The organism is Bradyrhizobium sp. CCBAU 51627 (assembly GCF_028128765.1).
Lineage (GTDB): Bacteria > Pseudomonadota > Alphaproteobacteria > Rhizobiales > Xanthobacteraceae > Bradyrhizobium.
In genome coordinates, this window is the sequence record NZ_LBJG01000016.1 from 1 (window position 1) to 20036 (window position 20036).

Annotated in this window: 22 protein-coding genes; 12 read left to right on the forward strand and 10 right to left on the reverse strand. The window is 64.1% G+C overall.

Annotated elements, in window-relative coordinates; translation table 11 throughout:
• From XH88_RS08030 to XH88_RS08050, 5 genes are all read left to right on the forward strand, one after another.
• Positions 1 to 426: chemotaxis protein CheW (locus XH88_RS08030; RefSeq protein WP_271614874.1), on the forward strand; the 426-nt coding region annotated here is incomplete at its 5' end.
• Between the two features lie 71 nt (positions 427 to 497).
• Positions 498 to 863, forward strand: a complete 366-nt coding sequence (locus XH88_RS08035) for a response regulator (protein WP_007600538.1) — start codon at positions 498 to 500, stop codon at positions 861 to 863.
• A gap of 74 nt (positions 864 to 937) precedes the next feature.
• Positions 938 to 2131, forward strand: coding sequence for a protein-glutamate methylesterase/protein-glutamine glutaminase (locus XH88_RS08040; RefSeq protein WP_271614875.1), 1194 nt, complete (start codon positions 938 to 940; stop codon positions 2129 to 2131).
• Complete coding sequence (locus XH88_RS08045; protein WP_271614876.1) at positions 2128 to 3000, forward strand: CheR family methyltransferase; 873 nt, start codon at positions 2128 to 2130, stop codon at positions 2998 to 3000. The genes XH88_RS08040 and XH88_RS08045 overlap by 4 nt, the downstream gene beginning before the upstream one ends.
• 313 nt (positions 3001 to 3313) lie before the next feature.
• Positions 3314 to 3739, forward strand: a complete 426-nt coding sequence (locus tag XH88_RS08050; protein ID WP_271614877.1) for a hypothetical protein — start codon at positions 3314 to 3316, stop codon at positions 3737 to 3739.
• A 57-nt stretch (positions 3740 to 3796) separates the two neighbouring features.
• On the opposite strand, the gene XH88_RS08055 is transcribed toward XH88_RS08050, so the two are convergent.
• The 4 genes from XH88_RS08055 to XH88_RS08070 all read right to left on the reverse strand — a co-directional run bounded on the left by XH88_RS08055 (position 3797) and on the right by XH88_RS08070 (position 6116).
• Complete coding sequence (locus XH88_RS08055) at positions 3797 to 4957, reverse strand: glutathionylspermidine synthase family protein (protein ID WP_271614878.1); 1161 nt, start codon at positions 4955 to 4957, stop codon at positions 3797 to 3799.
• Between the two features lie 3 nt (positions 4958 to 4960).
• Positions 4961 to 5371: a hypothetical protein gene (locus XH88_RS08060; protein WP_271614879.1), complete on the reverse strand. Its 411-nt coding sequence runs from the start codon at positions 5369 to 5371 to the stop codon at positions 4961 to 4963.
• Between the two features lie 12 nt (positions 5372 to 5383).
• Positions 5384 to 5788, reverse strand: coding sequence for a DUF350 domain-containing protein (locus XH88_RS08065; protein WP_271614880.1), 405 nt, complete (start codon positions 5786 to 5788; stop codon positions 5384 to 5386).
• A gap of 148 nt (positions 5789 to 5936) precedes the next feature.
• Positions 5937 to 6116: a hypothetical protein gene (locus tag XH88_RS08070; protein ID WP_271614881.1), complete on the reverse strand. Its 180-nt coding sequence runs from the start codon at positions 6114 to 6116 to the stop codon at positions 5937 to 5939.
• Between the two features lie 56 nt (positions 6117 to 6172).
• On the opposite strand from XH88_RS08070, the gene XH88_RS08075 reads away from it, so the two are divergent.
• Entirely contained in the window at positions 6173 to 7999 is a 1827-nt protein-coding gene (locus XH88_RS08075) for a CHAT domain-containing tetratricopeptide repeat protein (protein WP_271614882.1), read from the forward strand.
• 115 nt (positions 8000 to 8114) lie between these two features.
• On the opposite strand, the gene XH88_RS08080 is transcribed toward XH88_RS08075, so the two are convergent.
• Entirely contained in the window at positions 8115 to 8546 is a 432-nt protein-coding gene (locus XH88_RS08080) for a hypothetical protein (protein ID WP_271614883.1), read from the reverse strand.
• A 34-nt stretch (positions 8547 to 8580) separates the two neighbouring features.
• On the opposite strand from XH88_RS08080, the gene XH88_RS08085 reads away from it, so the two are divergent.
• Positions 8581 to 9651, forward strand: coding sequence for a hypothetical protein (locus XH88_RS08085; protein WP_271614884.1), 1071 nt, complete (start codon positions 8581 to 8583; stop codon positions 9649 to 9651).
• Between the two features lie 88 nt (positions 9652 to 9739).
• Here XH88_RS08085 and ctrA read toward each other — a convergent pair whose 3' ends face one another.
• Entirely contained in the window at positions 9740 to 10441 is a 702-nt protein-coding gene (gene ctrA / locus XH88_RS08090) for a response regulator transcription factor CtrA (RefSeq protein WP_016848562.1), read from the reverse strand.
• 444 nt (positions 10442 to 10885) lie between these two features.
• Here ctrA and fliI point away from each other — a divergent pair, with 444 nt between their 5' ends.
• From fliI to XH88_RS08115, 5 genes are all read left to right on the forward strand, one after another.
• Positions 10886 to 12211: a flagellar protein export ATPase FliI gene (fliI, locus tag XH88_RS08095; RefSeq protein ID WP_271614885.1), complete on the forward strand. Its 1326-nt coding sequence runs from the start codon at positions 10886 to 10888 to the stop codon at positions 12209 to 12211.
• A gap of 133 nt (positions 12212 to 12344) precedes the next feature.
• Positions 12345 to 12764, forward strand: a complete 420-nt coding sequence (fliJ, locus tag XH88_RS08100; RefSeq protein WP_271614886.1) for a flagellar export protein FliJ — start codon at positions 12345 to 12347, stop codon at positions 12762 to 12764.
• Between the two features lie 179 nt (positions 12765 to 12943).
• A complete protein-coding gene (locus XH88_RS08105) occupies positions 12944 to 13489 on the forward strand; it encodes a sigma-70 family RNA polymerase sigma factor (protein ID WP_271614887.1) in 546 nt (181 codons plus the stop codon).
• 74 nt (positions 13490 to 13563) lie between these two features.
• Complete coding sequence (locus XH88_RS08110; protein WP_271614888.1) at positions 13564 to 14652, forward strand: anti-sigma factor; 1089 nt, start codon at positions 13564 to 13566, stop codon at positions 14650 to 14652.
• Between the two features lie 208 nt (positions 14653 to 14860).
• Positions 14861 to 15820 carry a helix-turn-helix transcriptional regulator gene (locus tag XH88_RS08115; RefSeq protein WP_271614889.1) on the forward strand — a complete coding sequence of 320 codons (960 nt, stop codon included), beginning with the start codon at positions 14861 to 14863 and terminating at the stop codon, positions 15818 to 15820.
• Positions 15821 to 16302: 482 nt separating this feature from the next.
• On the opposite strand, the gene XH88_RS08120 is transcribed toward XH88_RS08115, so the two are convergent.
• The 4 genes from XH88_RS08120 to XH88_RS08135 form a co-directional block, all read right to left on the reverse strand.
• The gene (locus XH88_RS08120; protein ID WP_271614890.1) at positions 16303 to 16503 is read right to left on the reverse strand and encodes a hypothetical protein; all 201 of its coding nucleotides are present in this window, start codon (positions 16501 to 16503) and stop codon (positions 16303 to 16305) included.
• A gap of 294 nt (positions 16504 to 16797) precedes the next feature.
• Positions 16798 to 18939 (reverse strand): flagellar biosynthesis protein FlhA, encoded by a 2142-nt coding sequence (gene flhA / locus XH88_RS08125; RefSeq protein WP_271614891.1) that lies wholly within the window; start codon positions 18937 to 18939, stop codon positions 16798 to 16800.
• A gap of 325 nt (positions 18940 to 19264) precedes the next feature.
• Positions 19265 to 19564, reverse strand: coding sequence for a copper-binding protein (locus XH88_RS08130; protein WP_271614892.1), 300 nt, complete (start codon positions 19562 to 19564; stop codon positions 19265 to 19267).
• A 16-nt stretch (positions 19565 to 19580) separates the two neighbouring features.
• Positions 19581 to 20036, reverse strand: coding sequence for a cupredoxin domain-containing protein (locus tag XH88_RS08135; protein ID WP_271614893.1), 456 nt, complete (start codon positions 20034 to 20036; stop codon positions 19581 to 19583).

The window sequence follows — 20036 nt, forward strand, 5'->3', positions numbered from 1 at the left end:
GTCACCGCGATGATCGGCGGCCAGCTGTTCGGCCTGCCGATCTCCCGCGTCCAGGACGTGTTCATGCCCGAGCGCGTCACCCGCGTTCCGCTGGCCTCGCGCGAGATCGCGGGCGTGTTGAACCTGCGCGGCCGCATCGTCACCGTGGTCGACATGCGCGCCCGTCTCGGCCTGCCCCGGGACGAGGACGGCAAGACGCCGATGGCGGTCGGCGTCGACCTGCGCGGTGAATCCTACGGCCTGTTGATCGACCAGATCGGCGAGGTGCTGCGCCTGCCCGAGGACAGCAAGGAAGAGAACCCTGTCAACCTCGACCCCCGCATGGCCAAGCTCGCCGGCGGCGTCCACCGCCTCGACGGACAGCTCATGGTCGTCCTCGACGTCGATCGCGTTCTCGAGCTCGCGCCCGAGATGATGGCGGCCTGATACGGCGGCATTGCCGCCGACAGACCCGCAATTGAAAGTGCCCCGCGCAGGGGCAGGAAGCGGAGGTTCACATGCGAACTTGTCTCGTCGTTGATGATTCCAGCGTCATCCGCAAGGTTGCCCGCCGGATCCTGGAAGGCCTCGACTTCCAGATTCTCGAAGCAGAGGACGGTGAGAAGGCACTGGAGGCCTGCAAGCGCGGACTGCCAGACGCCGTTCTGCTCGACTGGAACATGCCAGTGATGGATGGCTACGAGTTCCTCGGCCATCTGCGCCGCATGCCCGGCGGCGACCAGCCGAAGGTGGTGTTCTGCACCACCGAGAACGATGTCGCGCACATCGCGCGCGCCCTGCACGCCGGCGCCAACGAATACATCATGAAGCCCTTCGACAAGGACATCGTGACAGCGAAGTTCCAGGAAGTCGGCTTGATCTGAGCGAACTCCGGAGGCTGGACGGCTCCTTCGGCGTTCGTATTCAACTAAACCGTTTCAGTCTGAGTTGGTGAGTAATGAGTGTGGCGTACGCAGGCAATTCGACCATGAGCCCGTCGCGTGAGGCCGGGCCGCTGCGGGTGATGATCGTCGACGACTCTGTCGTGATACGCGGTCTGATCTCGCGCTGGGTCGGGGCCGAGCACGACATGGAGGTCGCAGCGTCGCTGCGCACCGGGCTCGAGGCCGTCAACCAGCTCGGCCGCATCAATCCCGACATCGCCGTACTCGACATCGAAATGCCCGAGCTCGACGGCATCTCGGCGCTGCCGCAACTGCTGGCAAAGAAGCGCGACCTCATCATCATCATGGCCTCGACGCTGACCCGCCGCAACGCGGAGATCAGCTTCAAGGCGCTGTCGCTCGGCGCGGCGGACTACATTCCGAAGCCGGAATCGACCCGCGAGATGTCCGCAGCAGATATCTTCCATCACGATCTGATCCAGAAGATCCGGCACCTCGGCGCAAGGCTGCGTCGGAAACCGGCCGTTGCGAGTCCGCCGCTGGCACCCGCGAGCCCCGCTGCGCCGGCTACGCGCGCACCGGCCGTGGTACGACCTGCTGCACCGGCGCCGGCTCCGGCAGTCCCGTCAGGCCCGCTCACCACGCGTCCGTTCTCGACGCAGGCACCGAAGGTGCTGTTGATCGGCTCCTCGACCGGTGGCCCGCAGGCCCTGATGGCGCTCGTCACCGAGCTCGGCCCCGTCATCGACCGCTTCCCGGTGCTGATCACTCAGCACATGCCGCCGACCTTCACCACCATTCTCGCCGAGCATCTGGCGCGTTCGAGCCGCCGCCCGGCCGCCGAGGCGGTCGACGGCGAGCCGGTGAAGCCGGGACGGATTTATCTCGCGCCCGGCGGCAAGCACATGCGCGTCGCCCGCAGCGGCGCTGAGACGGTCATCGCGCTGGACGACGGCCCTGCCGTCAATTTCTGCAAGCCCGCGGTCGATCCGCTCTTCACCTCGGCGATCGACATCTGGCACGGCAATATCCTCTCCGTGATCCTGACGGGCATGGGCTCGGACGGCATGCGCGGAGGCAAGGACATCGTGGCCGCCGGCGGCAGCGTGATCGCGCAGGATGAGGCTTCCAGCGTGGTGTGGGGCATGCCGGGAGCTGCCGCCCATGCCGGCATCTGCGCGGCGATCCTGCCGCTCAACCAGATCGGCGCCAAGGTCAACCGCTTGTTTGCGGGAGACCGCTCGTGACGCCCGTTGACTATGACTATCTCCGCAAGTTCCTGAAGGAGCGCTCCGGTCTCGATCTGTCGCCCGACAAGCAATATCTGGTCGAGAGCCGTCTCTTGCCGTTGGCCCGCAAGGAGAGTCTGTCAGGCATCCCCGATCTCGTCCTCAAGATCAGGAACGGCGATGGCCGGCTTGCGACCGACGTTGTCGAGGCCATGACCACCAACGAGACGTTCTTCTTCCGCGACAAGATTCCGTTCGATCATCTGCGCGACAGCATCGTGCCGGGCCTGATCCAGGCGCGCGCCGCGCGCAAGAGCCTGCGCATCTGGTCGGCGGCTTCGTCGACGGGGCAGGAACCCTATTCGATCGCAATGTGCCTGAAGGAAATGGGCGCGGCGCTCGCCGGCTGGCGCATCGAGATCGTCGCCACCGATCTGTCCCAGGAAGTGCTGGAGAAATCCAAGGCCGGCGTCTACAGCCAGTTCGAGGTGCAGCGCGGTCTGCCGATCCAGTTCCTGATGAAATACTTCACGCAAGTCAGCGACGTCTGGCAGCTCAACGCCGATATCCGCGCGATGGTGCATTTCCGCCAGCTCAATCTGTTGCAGGACTTCTCCCATCTCGGCACGTTCGACGTGATCTTCTGCCGCAACGTGCTGATCTATTTCGATCAAGACACCAAGGCAGTGATCTTCGAGCGGATGGCGAAGGGTCTGGAAGCCGATGGCACGCTGCTCTTGGGCGCGGCGGAATCCGTCGTCGGCATCACCGACGCGTTCCGCCCTATGTCCGATCGCCGCGGCCTCTACCAGCTCAATCCAGCGCGCTCGGGCCGGCCGATGGGCGGACTGATGCCGCAACCGCTGAAGGTCGCCGCGACGCGGTGATCTGCCGTACGACCGACGGTCGGAGCGAGCGACGTTGTCGCGACTAAGCGCCAGTACCTACCGGCTCTTTCCTCGACAGGGTGCGCGGTATGTCACCAGCATTTGAGTAGCGCGGATTACTCAGCTACCGCCCAGAAGTGCGGAGGGCGCGCTGCGACGCGATCGCGGCCCTCATCCGCATCGGGCGGTTGTGCTATGGTCTCGATCGCCCGCCCTACGGAGACGGGATTTTATTCAAGATCGTGACCTGTTTTGTGGAGGACATATTATGCGAATGTCTTGCTCCTCTTGTTTCCTGTTGGCAGCACTCTCCTTGCCTGCGACGGCTCTCGCCGGCGAGCAGGTGCTCGAATTCAGGCTCGTCACCAAACCGATGGACGTCAAAGTCACCGAGGTCGCGAACGTCGAAGGTCAGACAGTCATGTCCGGCAAGATGTTCGGGGTTGCCTTGTTCAAGGACGGCCGCATTGCCGTGAAGGACTTCGTCAATTCCTCCGACCTGCTGAAGGGCTCAGGGCCGATGTTCGGCTACAGCACCTACACCTTCGACGACGGGTCCTCGATCACGGCGCGCTACACCGGTACGATCAAGGACGGCAAGGCGAAAGGCGAATACACGATCCTGTCGGGCACCGGAATGTACGCGAACGCGACGGGCACTGGCGGGTTTGAAAGTACCCAAAGCGGATTCAAGGGCGCCTACCTGTATGACGGACGATTCATCGTCAAGACCCCCTGACCCACGCGATAACCCTCGCGCTCGCGCGCCTTCACCGATGGGGGTCGCGAGCGCGTTTCACAAGATCGCATGCGGCAAGAACCGCGAGCTGTTTCCCGTGATCGGGCTCTCGTCCTCGCGGATCGATAGCCCGCAGGGCTCGTGATTGACGAGCCAGCTTCCGACCACGGGATAGGCGCCGGAAAAATTTGGAAGCGGTGACAGCGCCTGACGCACGAAGCCTTCGGCGCCGTAGGGACCTTCGTGCTCGTCGAGCGACATCCCGCCCGACACCAGCGTGACGTTGGCGCCTTCGCGCGACAAGAGCGGCTTGCGGACATAGGAGCCTCCGAGCTCGGCGGCGCGTGGATCGTCCTCGAAGAAGGCCGGCAGCAGATTGGGATGGTTCGGATACATCTCCCAGAGCAGCGGCAGGATGCCTTTGTTGGAGAGCACCGCCTTCCATGGCGGCTCGATCCAGCGCGTCGGTGCCTCCTTGAGCTTGGCGCCGAAGGCGTCGTGAAACATCCATTCCCAGGGATAGAGCTTGAAGACGCGTGCCATGTCGTTGTTATCGAGATCGACGAAACCGCCGGCCTCCTCGCGCCAGCCGATCTGCCCGATGTCCAGCAGCGTGGTCGAGAGGCCCGCCTGACGCGCGGTGTCCTCAAGATAGGCGAGCGTGCCGGCATCTTCCTCATTGCCGGTCGAGCCGGTGAGATGCAGATGACGGCCGGCGGCAATCTCCTTCCATGCCGCGATGAGCCGCTCGTGGATGGAGTTGAACTGGTCGGCGCGCGCGGGGATGATGCGCCGCTCGATTGCCTGCTCGAGCCAGGTCCATTGAAACACCGCGGCCTCGAAGATCGAGGTCGGCGTGTCCGCGTTGTATTCGAGCAGCTTTGCCGGACCCTCGCCGTCGTATTTCAGGTCGAGGCGACCGTAGAGGCTGCGGTCGTCGCGCTCCCAGCTCTCGGAGATGAAATTCCAGAACGCCTCGGGAATCCTGAGCCGCCGCAAATGGCGCTCGTCGCCGATCACGCGGCCGGCAAGCTCCAGGCACATCGCGTCGATCTCGCCGGTCGGCGTCTCGATGGATCGCTCGATCTCGTCGAGCGTGAAGGCGTAATAGGCGCGCTCGTCCCAATAGCGTTCGCCGTCGATGGTGTGGAAGGCGAAGCCGCATTGCTCGGCGGTTTGTTGCCAGTCGTCGCGCTCGGGGCAGCTGATGCGTTGCATGTGTCAGCCGCCGCCCGAGAACGCATGCGCGAACGAGCCGAAGCCGCCGCGGCTGACGCCGCCGGAGCCCGAGTCCGACGAGCCGCCCGACGAGGAATGGCTGGAGGAGTCGCTGCTGTAGAAGCTGGATCGCGACGACCAGTGTGAGCCACTGCCGCTGGATGAGCTGCTGCTACAGTTGGTGCTGGTCTGCGCAGGCGCCGTCGTTCCGGGGACGGTCGCCCCAAGAGGGGTGGAATCGCAGTTTCGCCGCGGCGTCAATATGAAGGCGGTGGTACCGACCGCGATCGTCCCCATCACCAGCAGCGCCACATGCCCGGAACGCTTCACCGGCTCGCGCGGCGGCAGCGGCAGTGCCGCAGGCTGGCGCGGCCGGCGCTTGCCGAACTCCTTGCCGGGAGGCTTGTTGGTCACTTCGCCACCATGTCAGTAGATCATGCAGGCGGCGTTCAGGAGGCCCGCGGCGAGCGAGGACAGGCCGAGCCAGATCGCGGGTGCGAGCTCACCGGCGGCGATCCGTCCCGACAGGTTCGGTACCGGGATCTTGACGATATAGAACACTGCCGCCTGCACGATCAGCGCGATCGCAGCCCAGATCAGGCAGTCCAGCACATTGGCCGAATGCGCGATCGCGCTGAACAGCGGCGCCACGAAACCGAGCAGGCTGAGCCCGAGCGCGATCGCTGCGGCAGGATCGTTGTCGCGAATGAGCTGGAACTCGTTGTGCGGGGTGATCCGCGTGTAAACGAACAGATATGCCACTATCGCGATCAGCCCGGTGCAGAAATAGACCAGGAAGGCAGGCAGGCCGGCGAGCGATTGCAGGATCATGGGAGAGGTCCAACGTTGGCGCCCGCGAAGTCTGGCACGATCGCTTGGTCGCCGCACCCGGCCTTCTGGTTCGATCCCCAGAAACAAGTCCGGCTCGGTGGTGTGCGCCGGCCGCCGCACAAATTTTTCGGGCCGTATGAGACATGCTTCACAAATGCGTCTGGAGGTTGTGTGTGATAGTCTGGCACCGTTCGCCGTTGTCCGGGAGGAGCCGATGAATTGCGCCCTCGCTGAGATCAGTTCTCCGGCGCATGATCGGCCAGACCAGCATGATCTGACCGGCGATGACGATCGTCCATTTGCGCGCGGCCGTGGCGACGTGCGCCATCCAGTTTCGAGACATTTTTTCGCCGGCTGAAGAGATCTTGTTTGAGTGAGGCTCAAATGCCTGATTACGAAGATTTCGAGCTCGAGATCGGCTCCTACTTGCCGGGGGGCGGCGGCCCTCAGCAGTATTACGGACGTGTCGTCAAGTCGCCGGGCGGCGAGGCGCCGAGGAGCCAGGTGAAATTCTGGTTCTCCGCGCCGGGCGAACTGGCCAAGCTGCGGGGCGAATTGGAAAGCGCGGTGCTGGAGATCGACGACCGGACCCGTCCAGGCCCGGTGACGCGCGGCGAACAGGTCCTGCGCGATTTCGGGCGGGGTGTCTTCCGCAGCGTCTTCACGGAGGTGCCGTTGATCCGGCAGGTCTACGACCGCAGCAAGGGCGCGACGCAGGACCTGCGCATCAAGCTGAGGATCGAGGCAGACGAACTCGCCGGGCTGCCGTGGGAATATCTCTATGACGAGGACGAGATTCCCTACTATGTCAGCCTGACGCGGCCGATCGTTCGCCATCTGGAGACGGCGGGCAGCGTGACGCGCATGGGCGTCAGGGGACCCTTACGCATTCTCGGCATGATCTCCGATCCCTCGACCAGCGAGTGGCCGAAGCTCGACGTCGTCAAGGAAAGGGACCGCATCAACAAGGGCATCGATGCGCTCCAGCATGACGGCAAGGTCGACTTCCAGTGGGTCCCGGGCGGGACCGGAAAAGACCTGATGAAGAAGCTGCTGGAGGGAGAGTGGCACATCTTCCATTTCATCGGGCATGGCGGCGTGGTCGATCTGCGTCCGGGGGCCGACGCTGACTGCTTCGACGAGCGCGGCTTCGTCGTCATGGTCGACGAGGACGGCAAGCCGGTGAAGAAGTTCGCCTCCGATCTTGCGATGATGCTGTCGGGGGCGAGGCGGAGCCTGCGGCTCATCGTGCTCAATTGCTGCGAGAGCGCCAAGGTCAATGTCGGCGACAGGTTCGGAAATCCGGCCATCGGATTGATGAAGACCGGGTGGCTGCCCGCGGTGGTCGCGATGCAGTTTCCCATCACCGACAATGCCGCGATCTCGATGTCGGAAGGATTCTATTCGGCGCTCGCCGGCAACAGGTCGATCGACGATGCCGTGACCTACGCGCGCCAGTTCATCCAGCAGAAGTCCCGCGTCGAATGGGGAATCCCGGTTCTCTACATGCGCTCGTCCGACGGCAGAATCTTCAACGTGGAAAGTCCGCAACCGGCGGCCGGTCCGCCCGAGGCAACGTGCCTGTCGAAGGACGACCTGCGGCAGCGCCGCGACGCATTTCTGCGCGAGCTCGATGCCACGCCGGTCGCGATCGAGGCGCTGGAGGAGCTGACGCGACGCGGACGGGAGTTGCACGGCCTGCTCGCGCACGACGAAGAGCTCTCGGCCCGGCTCGCCAAGATCTATTTCGATCTCGGCACGCTCCAGCACAAGCAAAAGCAGATCCCGAAAGCGGCGGCCAGCTTCGCCTACATGATCGAGCTGGACCCGAACAAGGCGGAATACCGGGTGCGCAGGGCCAATTTCAACGTGACGGTCGGGCTGTACGAGAACGCGTTGAAAGACATCAACGAGGCCATCAGGCTGAAACCGGACAATCCTGAATTCTTCTGGATCAAGGGCATCATCGGCATGACGGCCTCGGGGATCGACGACAAGCGGGGCTACCTGGAAGAAGCCATCAAGGCTTTCAGCGCGGCGGTCTCGATGAGCCCGAACGAGCCGAAATATCTGGTGTCGCGCGCCAACGCCTATGTACAGATCAAGGACCTGACGAGCGCCCAGAACGACATGGACAGCGCCATCGCACTTGCGCCCGACAATATCGATCTCGCGCTTCAGAAGGCCAAGATGGTCGCCCAGGCTGCGTGATCTTCACGAGGACCGCCGGAGGCCGCGGCCTCCGGCATGGTCCTCCACCCGTGAACCCCGGCGATAGGAGTTCATCGTGTCGCTCGATTATGTCATCGACTGGTTGAACTGGCTCTCAGACAAGGCCGGCGCTCCGCTCATCGTCGCGCTGTTCTTCTGGCTCCGCTTCCATACGCTCAAGGGCACGCGCTCGTTTACCACCTGGCCCTTGTTCGTGTTCGGCGTCGCCGTCTTCATCACGCCGTTCATGCTGCTCTATTGGCTGCTGGTGCAAAAGCTGTGGCCGCTCGCCGCGATCTGGTTCACCATCCTGGCCTGGCTCATTCCGCCCCTTCCGGCGCTGTGGCGAGGCTTCTGCCACCAATTCGCGGGCATTCCCGCCAGCGCCCACGGACTGCGCGACGCCTTGGCCAAGGCGGCCTTCGACGTTCGCGCGGACGACATGCCGAGCCTTCAGCGCAAGCTTGCCCGGGTCGGCTACCAGATCGACGATTTCCGCGCGGTCGACTGCGATCCAGTCGCGCCTGCTGAAGATCTCGGCGCTCATGCTGCATCTCGACCGCTGGGCCGGCGAAAGATTCATGAAGCGCAATTCCGACATCTATGCGGAGCTGCTGACGGCCTACGACGCCGTGTGCTTCCGGACTGTTCGCGTGCTCAGGAGCAGCGCCGAAATCTACGGCGCGATCATGGAGGACAACGAGATCGAGCCGGACAATTGGGAGGCGCTCGATTCTCTCTCCACGCGGCGTAGCACGGTGAGCCAGCTCCAGCTGGCGGGGCAGACAGCGGCGGGATGCATGCTGGAGGATCTGCGCAAGGACATGGATTCCCTGCTCAACAATCTGCTGCTGTTCGTCGTGCGCGCGGCGCTGGCCGGCGAGTGGACGCTGGCACGCAGCAAGCGACGGCTTGGCTCGATCGGATTCACGCTGGAGCCCTCGTCGCCGGGCTTTCCGACATTTGTCGCCGGTGTCGCCGCTTTCGCGTTCTGCTGGGCCTTGGCGTGGCTGGTGTATTCGGGGCAGTTCATCCAGGAGCCCGGAGATCCGTCGATCGCCTCGCTGCGCGCCGTCATCATGACGACGCTGTACCCGCTGGTGAACTTCCCGCTCGTCTATCACTTCAAGCAGCGCTACGCGTTCGCGAACGAGAACATCTTCGGCCGGCTTCCGATGCAATTCATCCTGTCGATCGGCCTCGTTGGCACGGTCGTCATATTCCTCCCGGTTCAGGTGCTTTTTGACCTCTACCAGTTTCCCGGGGAGCCTTCGTCAAGGGTCGTGCTGTACGATTTGCCGCTGTTGATCTTCCCCTGGGGCTTCGGCACGATGACGGCACTCCTGGTGCAGGATTCGACCTGGGGCAGGCGCTCGAGGCAGACCAGGCAAATGCGCGACGGTCTGGTTTTTGGTGGCGGCATGCTGGCCATGTTGGCGATATCGATGGCCATCTACCAGGTCGTCCCAATGCCGGCCATGCGGCTCGTCGACGGTATGACCGCATCGAGGTTCTTTGCCAACCTGGCGGTTCCAAGCTTCCTGTTCGGATTCATCATTGGCCATCTGATGATCGGCTGGCTGCGCGAGGCTGCCGCGCGCTACCCGGTCTGGAAGCAGGACCTCGCGACGCCGTCCCTCGTCGGCGTCTGACACGCACCCAAACAACAAAACCCCGCCAGTTGCGGCGGGGTCCAGGCTGGGAGGAGCGAGCCGGAAAGCGGCTCGCGACGTAAACGGATCAGGCGGGGATGCGCTCGTCGGCCTCGTGCGGCTCGCGCAGCACGTAGCCGCGGCCCCACACGGTCTCGATGAAGTTGCGTCCCTCGGAGGCGTTGGCGAGCTTCTTGCGGAGCTTGCAGATGAAGACGTCGATGATCTTCAGCTCGGGCTCGTCCATGCCGCCATAGAGGTGGTTGAGGAACATTTCCTTGGTGAGGGTCGTGCCCTTGCGGAGCGAAAGCAGCTCCAGCATCTGATATTCCTTGCCGGTCAGATGCACGCGCTGGCCGCCGACTTCGACCGTCTTGGTGTCGAGGTTGACGACGAGGTCGCCGGTCTGGATGACCGACTGGGCGTGGCCCTTGGAGCGGCGCACGATCGCGTGGATGCGGGCAACCAGCTCGTCCTTGTGGAAGGGTTTGGTCATGTAATCGTCGGCGCCGACGCCGAGACCCTTGACCTTGTCCTCGATGCCGGCAAGGCCGGAGAGGATCAGGATCGGTGTCTTGATCTTGGAGACCCGAAGCTGCTTCAGCACGTCGTAGCCGGACATGTCGGGCAGGTTAAGGTCGAGAAGGATAATGTCGTAATCGTATAATTTACCGAGATCGACGCCTTCTTCCCCCAAATCGGTCGTGTAGACGTTGAAGCTCTCAGACTTCAGCATCAGCTCGATCGACTGCGCGACGGCGCTGTCATCTTCAATCAGCAAAACGCGCATGCCAGTTCCCCATAGTCGCCGCTCCTGGGCGTCAGGTCGGCCGCATTCGCGGCACTCAACAAAACGCCTTTGAACAACTGATTCGGATCCTGACAACAGATGGTTAACAAATCCTGATTCTGGAACGCAAGTCCCCCGGGTGCAATTTTTGTCGAATCGCCCTAAGGTCTTGTGCGCGAAGCAGCTTTCGTTATCCGTTTCCGTTCAAGTTCCACTTTAAGAGACGGGCCTAACCGACTCCCGCGACTCAGCCTTCTTCTGAAGGGGAGCCACGCTCAGTCACAAAGACAGTGACGCAATGATTAACGATGCGGGTAAACACGAAGTTAAGCGCCGTTCAGAAATATGGCGAAACTTAAGAGTTTCCCGGACAAGGCCGAAATCATGAAGGCATGCGCTGCTGTGAAGGCCCTCTTATGAAGGCTGTTCTATGAAGGCCGGTCAATGAAAGCTCTTGCCGAACAGATCGGCGATATCGACGGCGTCAACATCTATGGCCGTGTGGTCGGCGTGCGCGGCTTGATGGTCGAGGTCGCCGGTCCGATTCACGCGATGTCGGTCGGCGCACGGCTCGTGATCGAAACCGGCGCCAACCGTTCGATCCCCTGCGAGGTGATCGGCTTCTCCGGCAACAACGCCGTCGTGATGCCGTTCGCCGGGCTTGAGGGCGTGCGCCGCGGCTGCAAGGCCGTCATCGCCAATGCCGCCAATCTGGTGCGGCCGTCGCCGGCTTGGCTCGGCCGTGTCGTCAACGCGTTGGGCGAGCCGATCGACGGTAAGGGGCCGTTGCCGCAAGGCGCCTCGCCGATGCCGTTCCGCAATACGCCGCCGCCGGCGCATTCACGCAAGCGCGTCGGCGCGCCGCTCGATCTTGGCGTGCGCGCGATGAACACCTTCCTCACCTGCTGCCGCGGCCAGCGCATGGGCATCTTCGCGGGCTCCGGCGTCGGCAAATCGGTGCTGCTCTCGATGCTCGCGCGCAACGTCGATGCCGCCATCAGCGTCATCGGACTGATCGGCGAACGCGGCCGCGAGGTGCAGGAATTCTTGCAGGACGATCTCGGCGAGGAAGGGCTCGCGCGCTCCGTCGTGGTGGTCGCAACCTCCGACGAGCCGGCCCTGATGCGGCGGCAGGCGGCCTATCTGACGCTCGCGATCGCCGAATATTTTCGCGACGAGGGCCAGGACGTTCTCTGCCTGATGGACTCGGTGACGCGCTTCGCCATGGCCCAGCGCGAGATCGGCCTGTCCGCCGGCGAGCCGCCGACCGCCAAGGGCTACACCCCGACCGTCTTCACCGAACTGCCGAAGCTGCTCGAGCGCGCCGGACCGGGCTTGGGCGAGGGCGCCATCACCGCGATCTTCACCGTGCTGGTCGACGGCGATGATCACAACGAACCGATCGCGGATGCGGTCCGCGGCATCCTCGACGGCCACATCGTGATGGAGCGCGCGATCGCCGAGCGCGGACGCTACCCCGCCATCAACATCCTCAAATCCGTATCCCGCACCATGCCGAAATCGGCCGATCCGCAGTTCTGGCCGGTTATCCAGAGGGCGCGGACGGTGATGGCGACCTACGCCGACATGGAGGAACTGATCCGGCTCGGCGCCTACCGGGCCGGCTCCAGCCCCGAGGTCGACGAGGCGATCCGCCTGCACGAGCCGCTGGAGGCTTTCCTGCGCCAGCGCAAGGACGAAAACGCCTCGCTGGCCGACGGCTACCGCCAATTGGCGCAAATCCTCGGCAATTTGGAAACGGAACGCTAACTTTGTCACGTCATCATCCGTTCCCACAGAGTAGCAGAGCCGGTCTTGGCCCCATCAGGGCCTGTGGGGAGACCGGTGCCGTCCCAATGTGTGTATGTCTTGCAGCCAAGGGACTTCTGGGGAGTACGAGTCGATGAAGTCACGTGATACCCTCATCCGCCTGAAGAAGTTTCAGGTCGACGAGAAGCGCCGCCGGGTCGCCCAGATCGAGTCCATGATCGCCGACTTCCAGCGGATGTCGGTCGATCTTGAACGCGAGATCCAGACCGAGCAGGACCGCGCCGGGATCAACGATCCCTCGCATTTCGCCTATCCGACCTATGCCAAGGCTGCCATCCAGCGCCGCGAGAACCTGACCCGCTCGGCCGACGAGTTGAAGAGCCAGCTCGAGGAAGCCAAGGCCGCGCTCGGCGAAGCTTTCGAGGAGCTGAAGAAGGTCGAGCTCCTGGACGAGCGCGACCAGGCCCGCGAGCGCGCCGAGGAGAACGCCCGCGAGCAGGCCGATCTCGACAGCATCGGCCTGATGCGCTCCCGCATCGGCGCCGTCGCGTAAGCGGCAGCCCGCGTCAAGACCTTTCCGATTTGCGAGCCCGGACCGCAAGGTCCGGGTTTTTGCTTGCGCTGTCCACAGTGTGGCGCACCGCCCCTTGGTGACGGCCTTGGCCGCGCGCTATGGTGGTGCAGTGCCAGGGTCCGCGTGGATGCGACGGGGCCTGAGCGTTGGGGGGCTGAATGCTGACGCCAGCAGAGCTGGTCGGGCTGATTGAGGCGGTGGCGCAGCGCGATCAGGCCGCGTTCGAGCGCCTCTATGGCGCCACGCGTGCGAAACTCTATGGCATCGTGCTCCGTATCTTGCGCCGACAGGATCTCGCAGAGGAGGTCATTCAAGAGACCTACGTCAAGATCTGGAACAGTGCCGGCCAGTTCAATCCGACACTGTCATCGCCAATCACGTGGATGGCGTCGATCGCGCGCAACCGTGCCATCGATATCGTGCGCAAGAAGACGGAAGCCTCTCTCGAGGAGGAGCCGAAGGCGATGGAGGTCGCCGCCGAAAGTCCCGATCCGCTGGCGCGCCGCGAGATGACCGAGGAGCTGAAGCGGCTCCTGGAATGTATCGGCCGGCTCGAGCCGGACCGCCAGCGGCTGGTGCTTCTCGCCTACTACAACGGCTGGAGCCGCGAGCAATTGGCGGAAAAATTCGCAGCGCCCGTCAACACGGTGAAGACGTGGCTCCGGCGCAGCATGCTGGATATCCGGCAGTGCCTCGGACTCTAGAGGATGATGAGAATGCATATGCTGGCGCAGCGTTCTTGCTTCACCTCTCCCCATGGGAGGGGTGAGAGCAGCTGATGGCCTACAGCGAGGACCATATCGCGCTCGCCGCGGAGTATGCGCTCGGCACGCTCGATGCCGACGAGCGCGCGCAGGTCGTGACCATGATGGCGGTGGACGAGGAGTTTGCCGCAATCGTGCGAGCCTGGGAATTCCGGCTCGGCGTCCTCAACCAGATGGTCGGCACCATCGAGCCGCGGCCGATCGTGTGGGAGATTATCAGGCGCGAAATCGCGCTGACGGCATCGACGCAGGAATCGTCTCAACAATCGTCTCAACAATCGTCCCAACAGCCGCCGGCGCTGTCGGATGCGCCGCCGCCCGCGCCGGAGCCTTCATCGCCCGCGCCTTCAACGCCGGAGCCCTCAACTCCGGAATCTCCTGCGCCGGAATCCTCGTCGCCGGCTGCGCAGCCATCGGAGCCGTCCGGACCCAACTCCGACGCCATTCCGATCTTCCCGCCGCAGTTCGTGCCGCAGACCCATGCGCCCGACCCGAGCGTCGCACCCGGGGCGCAGGCGCCCGTTGTCGACGAGACCAACGTGATCCGGCTCGAGAGCCGCGCGAAGCGCTGGCGCACGATCGCCTCCGCCGTGGGCGCGCTCGCGGCCGCGCTACTGGTGACGCTGTCGCTTCAGATCTTCCTGCCCGATGCGCTGCCGGGCGCGCTACGGCCGGCACCGCGCATCCAGACGGTCGAGGTCAAGACACCGGCCGCGCCGCTGTCCTCCTCCGCACAATACGTTGCCCTGTTGCAGGGGCAGAGCGGCGGTCCGGCCTTCATCCTCACGATCGACGGCGCAACCAGAAATTTCACGGTGCGCAAGGTCGGCGCGACGCCGGAGCCCGGCAAGAGCTATGAGCTCTGGCTGATCTCCGACAGGCTGCCGCGCCCGCGCTCGCTGGGCGTGATCGGCGGCGGCGACTTCACGGCGCGTCCGGTGCTCGCCGGCTACGATGCCGACCTCGTCAACGGCGCGACCTATGCCGTCACCATCGAGCCGTCCGGCGGCTCGCCGAGTGGCCAGCCGACCTCGGCGCCGGTCTTTTCCGGCAAGCTGATCGAGACCGTGCCGCCGTCCCCGCAGGCGCCCGCCAAGAAGTAACGTCGTAGCCCGGATGGAGCGAAGCGCAATCCGGGACCTTCGTGCTACAGGGCCGCAACCGTCGCCACGGTCCATTCCACCGTCGCAACCCGACAAGTCCCGCCAAATCCAGCCCCGATTTGAACCTCTCTCCGTTTCGCGGCGTCAAATGCCCGGAATTTGCAGTCGGCACGGCCGATCATGGTGCCGGAGAGGGGCTAGAAATCAGATGGATGCAGCCAGATCGCCGGGCATCTTTATCCACCAATACGCAGGCCTGCCGCACGGGCCGGCGTTCGAGCATTGGCGCGACCGGGCCTTAGGCTCCTGTGGCCTCGAGATCGGGCCGAGCCACGGCGACAGCATCGATTGCCGGTTGCAGGTCAGCGTGGTCGACAATATCGCACTCGCCATCCCGGAAGGGGCCTCCGCGCAATATTCGCGCACGCAAAGCGGCCTTGCCGACGGCAGCGACGATCTGGTGCTGATCGCCGCGCATGCCGGCCTCGTCAGCGTCCGCCAGAACGGCCATACTGTGGAACTGGCGCCGGAGCAGATGGTGCTGGCCGACATGAGCATCACCGGCAGTGTCGGTCACACCGACGAGAACCGCTTCACCACCATCCGCATGCCGCGCCGCGCGCTGCTCGAGATCAATCCGCGTGCCGAGGAGAAGCTGTCACAGGTGCTGTCGGATGGCGCGGTCGCCGAGACCATCTTCCGCTATCACGCACTTGCCGCCCATCACGCGCCCCATCTCGACGCCGTCGGCCAGCGCCTGACCGCACAGCACATGGTCGATCTCGTCGGTCTCCTGCTCGGCACGGACGCAGAGCACGCCGCGCTCGCACGCGGTCGCGGCCATGCGGCGGCCCGGCTCGATCTCATGCGCGCCGACGTCATGGCCGCCCTCGGCCGCAACGATCTCTGCCTGTCCGAGGTCGCAACCCGCTCGGGCCTCAGCCCGCGCCAGGCCCAGCGCCTGTTCGAGCAGGCCGGCACCACCTTCACCGAGTTCGTGCTGGAGCAGCGCCTCTTGCTGGCGCGAAAATTGCTCGGCGATCCGCGCGCGCGGGCACGCAAGATCAGCGACATCGCGCATTCCTCGGGCTTCTCCGATCTGTCCTATTTCAACCGCGCCTTCCGCAAGCGTTTCGGTGCGACACCGTCGGAATTGCGCGAGGCGTGAGGCCGGCTTCGTTTTGGTCCGCTGCGTTGACGTCGACGCGGTGGGTCTGAACTCTCGCCACGCTGTCATTGCGAGCGGAGCGAAGCAATCCAGACTCCTTCCGCGGTGAGATTCTGGATTGCTTCGCTGCGCTCGCAATGACGAATGGGGGGGCAGTTGAGCCAACGCCTTGCGTTGCCCGACGGGCAAAACACGCCAGCCGTGGGGCAATTCCCTTCGCCAAAAATATTCCGCTTTACCGAAATTCGGAAATGGCGTATATGTTGCGGCAACCCGGCCCAAGGAAGAGGGGCGTATCGCGATCGTCACGAACGCGGGCAAGCGCGCCCGCTGTGATGCAGGGTAACCCAGACATGAGAAAGCGCCCGTGGGGGGCGGGCGCTTTCTGTAGTCGACTTGGGGTTGGGGTCGTCTACATATCCACGTGGCGACTTTGGGGGGCTGGTAAAGAGCCGCGTGAATTCCTGAAACTCAAAATCTCCTTAGCGAACCAGCGTTGCGTTTGAACTGGTGATCACAACCGGCTTGCCGGCCTTGATGACGCGGGCAGTCTGGGTCAGGCCGTCATCGGAACCCGTGCGTGCCGTGATGCCGAAGCCAGCCACCGCGATCCCTACGACGAGGGCCATGACCACGATCTTCAGATGGGTCGAGCGATCCGCGCTGTAGATCGAGTGGTTCATGGAAGCCTCCTGCCGCCATCTACCCGAAGTAGTCGCCCGCCTGTTCAGGCAGGTTCATGCTTCCGGTGCCCAACAACGTAGTATTGGCGGGATTCGTTCCCAAGTGGCGATCACAAGAGCGTGATGTGACGTGAAAGATCGCGATCAAGAGCCTGCCGTGATCGCAAAATTATCCAATTATTTCAATCTTGTAATGTGCCAGAAAGGCGCCGTGTTAGCATCTGGTCGACCAAGCGCCAGGAACTCAAAAACCATTTGCCTGTGGCCAAAAAACACACGGCTTCTTAAGGCAAATCAGACGCTTCCGACTGTTTTCAACCTCGCCCGCGGGTGGATTTCGGCCTGCGACAGCACGGTCGTCTGGGCGCGGAACCGCTCGACCAGGGAACGGACGAAGGGACGAATTGCCGCAGAGGTCACCAGCACGGGCGCCTCGCCTTCGCGGGCAGCGCGCTCGAAGGCCTCGCGCACTGCGGTCATGAACTCCGACAGTTTTGAGGGCTGCATCGCCAAGCTGCGCTCCTCGCCCTGGCCGATGATGGATTCGGCAAAGGCCTGCTCCCATTTCGCCGACAGCGCGATCAGCGGCAGATAGCCGGCATAGGAGGTATTTTGCGCACAGATCTGCCGGGCGAGGCGGGCGCGAACGTGCTCGACCATGGTCGCGGGATTGCGCGAGAACGCCAGCGAATCGGCAATGCCCTCGAGGATGGTGGAGAGGTCGCGGATCGAGATGCGCTCGGCGAGCAGCAGCTGCAGCACGCGCTGGATGCCGGAGACGGTGACCTGTCCGGGCACGATGTCCTTGACCAACTCGCTCTGCTCCTTCGGCAGCTCCTTGAGCAGCTTCTGCACCTCGCCATAGGAGAGCAGATCCGACATGTTGGCCTTGAGCAGCTCGGTGAGGTGGGTCGAGAGCACGGTCGCGGCGTCGACGACGGTATAGCCCTTGAGCGAAGCCTCCTCCTTGAGGCTGGCGTCGACCCAGGTGGCGGGCAGGCCGAAGGTCGGCTCGGTGGTGTGGATGCCGGGCACCTGCACCTGGCTGCCGCCGGGATCCATGACCATGAACTGGTTCGGCCAGATCTTGCCGGTGCCGGCGTCGACCTCCTTGATCTTGATGATGTAGGTGTTGGCCTCGAGCTGGACGTTGTCGAGGATGCGCACCGCGGGCATCACAAAGCCCATCTCGATCGCGAGCGAACGGCGCAGCGCCTTGATCTGCTCGGTGAGACGGTCGGTACCGTCGGGGCCGTTGACCAGCGGCAGCAGTGCATAGCCGAGCTCGATCTTGAGGTCATCGATCTTCAGCGCCGCCGAGATCGGCTCGTCCGCTGCCGCAGCGCCGGGCGCGCCGGGCTGACCCGGAGCGGGCGCGGCCTTGGCGGCTTCCTCGGCCTTGACGGTGGTGCGCTTGTGGTTGCGTGCGGTCCAGGCCAGCGCGCCGGCGCCGGCGCCGAGCGCGAGGAAAGGGATGGTCGGAATGCCCGGCAGCGCCGCCAGCACCAGCATGACGGCGGAGGACATCGCCAGCGCCTGCGGATAGCCGGAGAACTGCTTCATCAGTGCCTTGTCGGCCGCGCCGGAGACGCCGGCCTTGGAGACCAGCAGGCCGGCCGCAGTCGAGACGATCAGCGCCGGCACCTGGGTGACGAGGCCGTCACCGACGGTCAGCAGCGTGTAGCTGCGTCCGGCATCGGCAAAGGACAGGCCCTGCTGCGCGACGCCGATGATCATGCCGCCGACGACGTTGATGAAGACGATGAGCAGGCCCGCAATGGCGTCACCGCGGACGAACTTCGAGGCACCGTCCATGGCACCGAAGAAGCCGCTCTCGTCCTCCAGCGCCTTGCGGCGCTCCTTGGCGATCTTCTCGTCGATCAGGCCGGCCGAGAGGTCGGCGTCGATCGCCATCTGCTTGCCGGGCATGGCGTCGAGGTGGAAGCGGGCGGCAACTTCCGCGATACGGCCCGAACCCTTGGTGATGACGACGAAATTGACGATGATCAGGATAGCGAAGACGATGATGCCGATGACGAAATTGCCGCCCATCACGAAGCTGCCGAAGGCTTCGATGACATGACCGGCCGCATCCGTGCCCTCGTGCCCGTGCGACAGGATCAGGCGGGTCGAAGCCATGTTGAGCGACAGGCGCAGCATGGTCGAGATCAGGAGGATGGTCGGGAAGGCGGAGAATTCCAGTGGCGCCTGTATGAACAGCGAGGTCATCAGGATCAGGATCGACAGGGTGATCGAGATCGCCAGGAACAGGTCCAGCACGATCGCGGGCAGGGGGAGGATCAGCACCACCAGGATGGTCAGGATGCCGAGCGCCAGCGCGATGTCGCCGCGCTTGAGGATGGTGACGATGTCCGAGACGGAGGGGATGCCGGGTTTCGCTGGGCCTACGCCCTGTCCCGCGGTGACGTCGACCATGGTAGCTGCCTCCCCGCGCGACTGCCGTCCGCGCGCCCCAAACGTCTGCGCGGCGGCCGATGGGCCGCCGTTCCGAAAGTGAGGCACCGCACTGGCGTCCACGGGAGCTCCCGTTCTAAACGCGGCCGACGACACTCGACTTCACCCGGCAATTTTTGCCCGGTGTATGGTTAGCAAAGGGTTAACGGAGGACGCCCGGGGTGTCATTCCGGAGCGCCCGAAGGGCGAGCCCGGAATCCATCGGGCCGTAGGTGCCGTGGAGGGATGGATTCCAGGGTCGCGTCATGCGGCGCGCTCCCGGAATGACGGCTGAGGGGCCGCTCGGCTATTTCGCCTTCTGTATCGTGGTCACGGTGTAGCCCGAGGCCGCCTCCTCGGCCTCGAACGTCACCTTGTCGCCGACCTTCACCTGCTTGAGCATGCCGGGGTCCTTGACGCGGTAGACCATGGTCATGGGCTCATCCATGCCGAGGCTTTTCGCCGGACCATGCTTGAGCGTGATCTTGCCGGCACCTTCATCGATTTTCTTGACCTCGCCGCTGATGGATGCCGCTTGCGCGAGCGCGCCCGCGGTCAGGCCCAGCGTCAGCGCGAGCGCTGCGGCGAAGCGGATGATCGGGTTCATGGTTGTCTCCACTGGTTCATTTCACGGTGACGTGGCCGACCATGCCGTAGTCGCGATGGTCGGGGATCAGGCAGGAAAATTCGAATGTTCCGGCCTTGGTGAATTTCCAGACGATCTCGGCCGTCTTGTTCGGCGCGAGCCGCACCCCGTTCGGATCGTCGTGCTCCATGTGCGGATGCTTCTTCATCACCTCGGCATGCGCGAGATTCTCCTTTGGTGTGGCGAGCAGGAATTCGTGATCCTCCCTGCCGATATTGCGCAACACAAAGCGGATCTGCTCGCCGCGCTTCACGTCGATGTTCGAGGGCTCGTACGACATCTCGCTCATCGCGATCTCGACGGTGCGGGCCGGCTTGTTGGGATCGCCGGGTTCGCCGGCCGAGAAGCCGTGGTGGCCGTGCCCCTCGTGCGCGATCGCGGGTGCGATCGAGAGCGCGGCCAGCGCCAGGACGGTGCCGATTGTTCTTGTCAT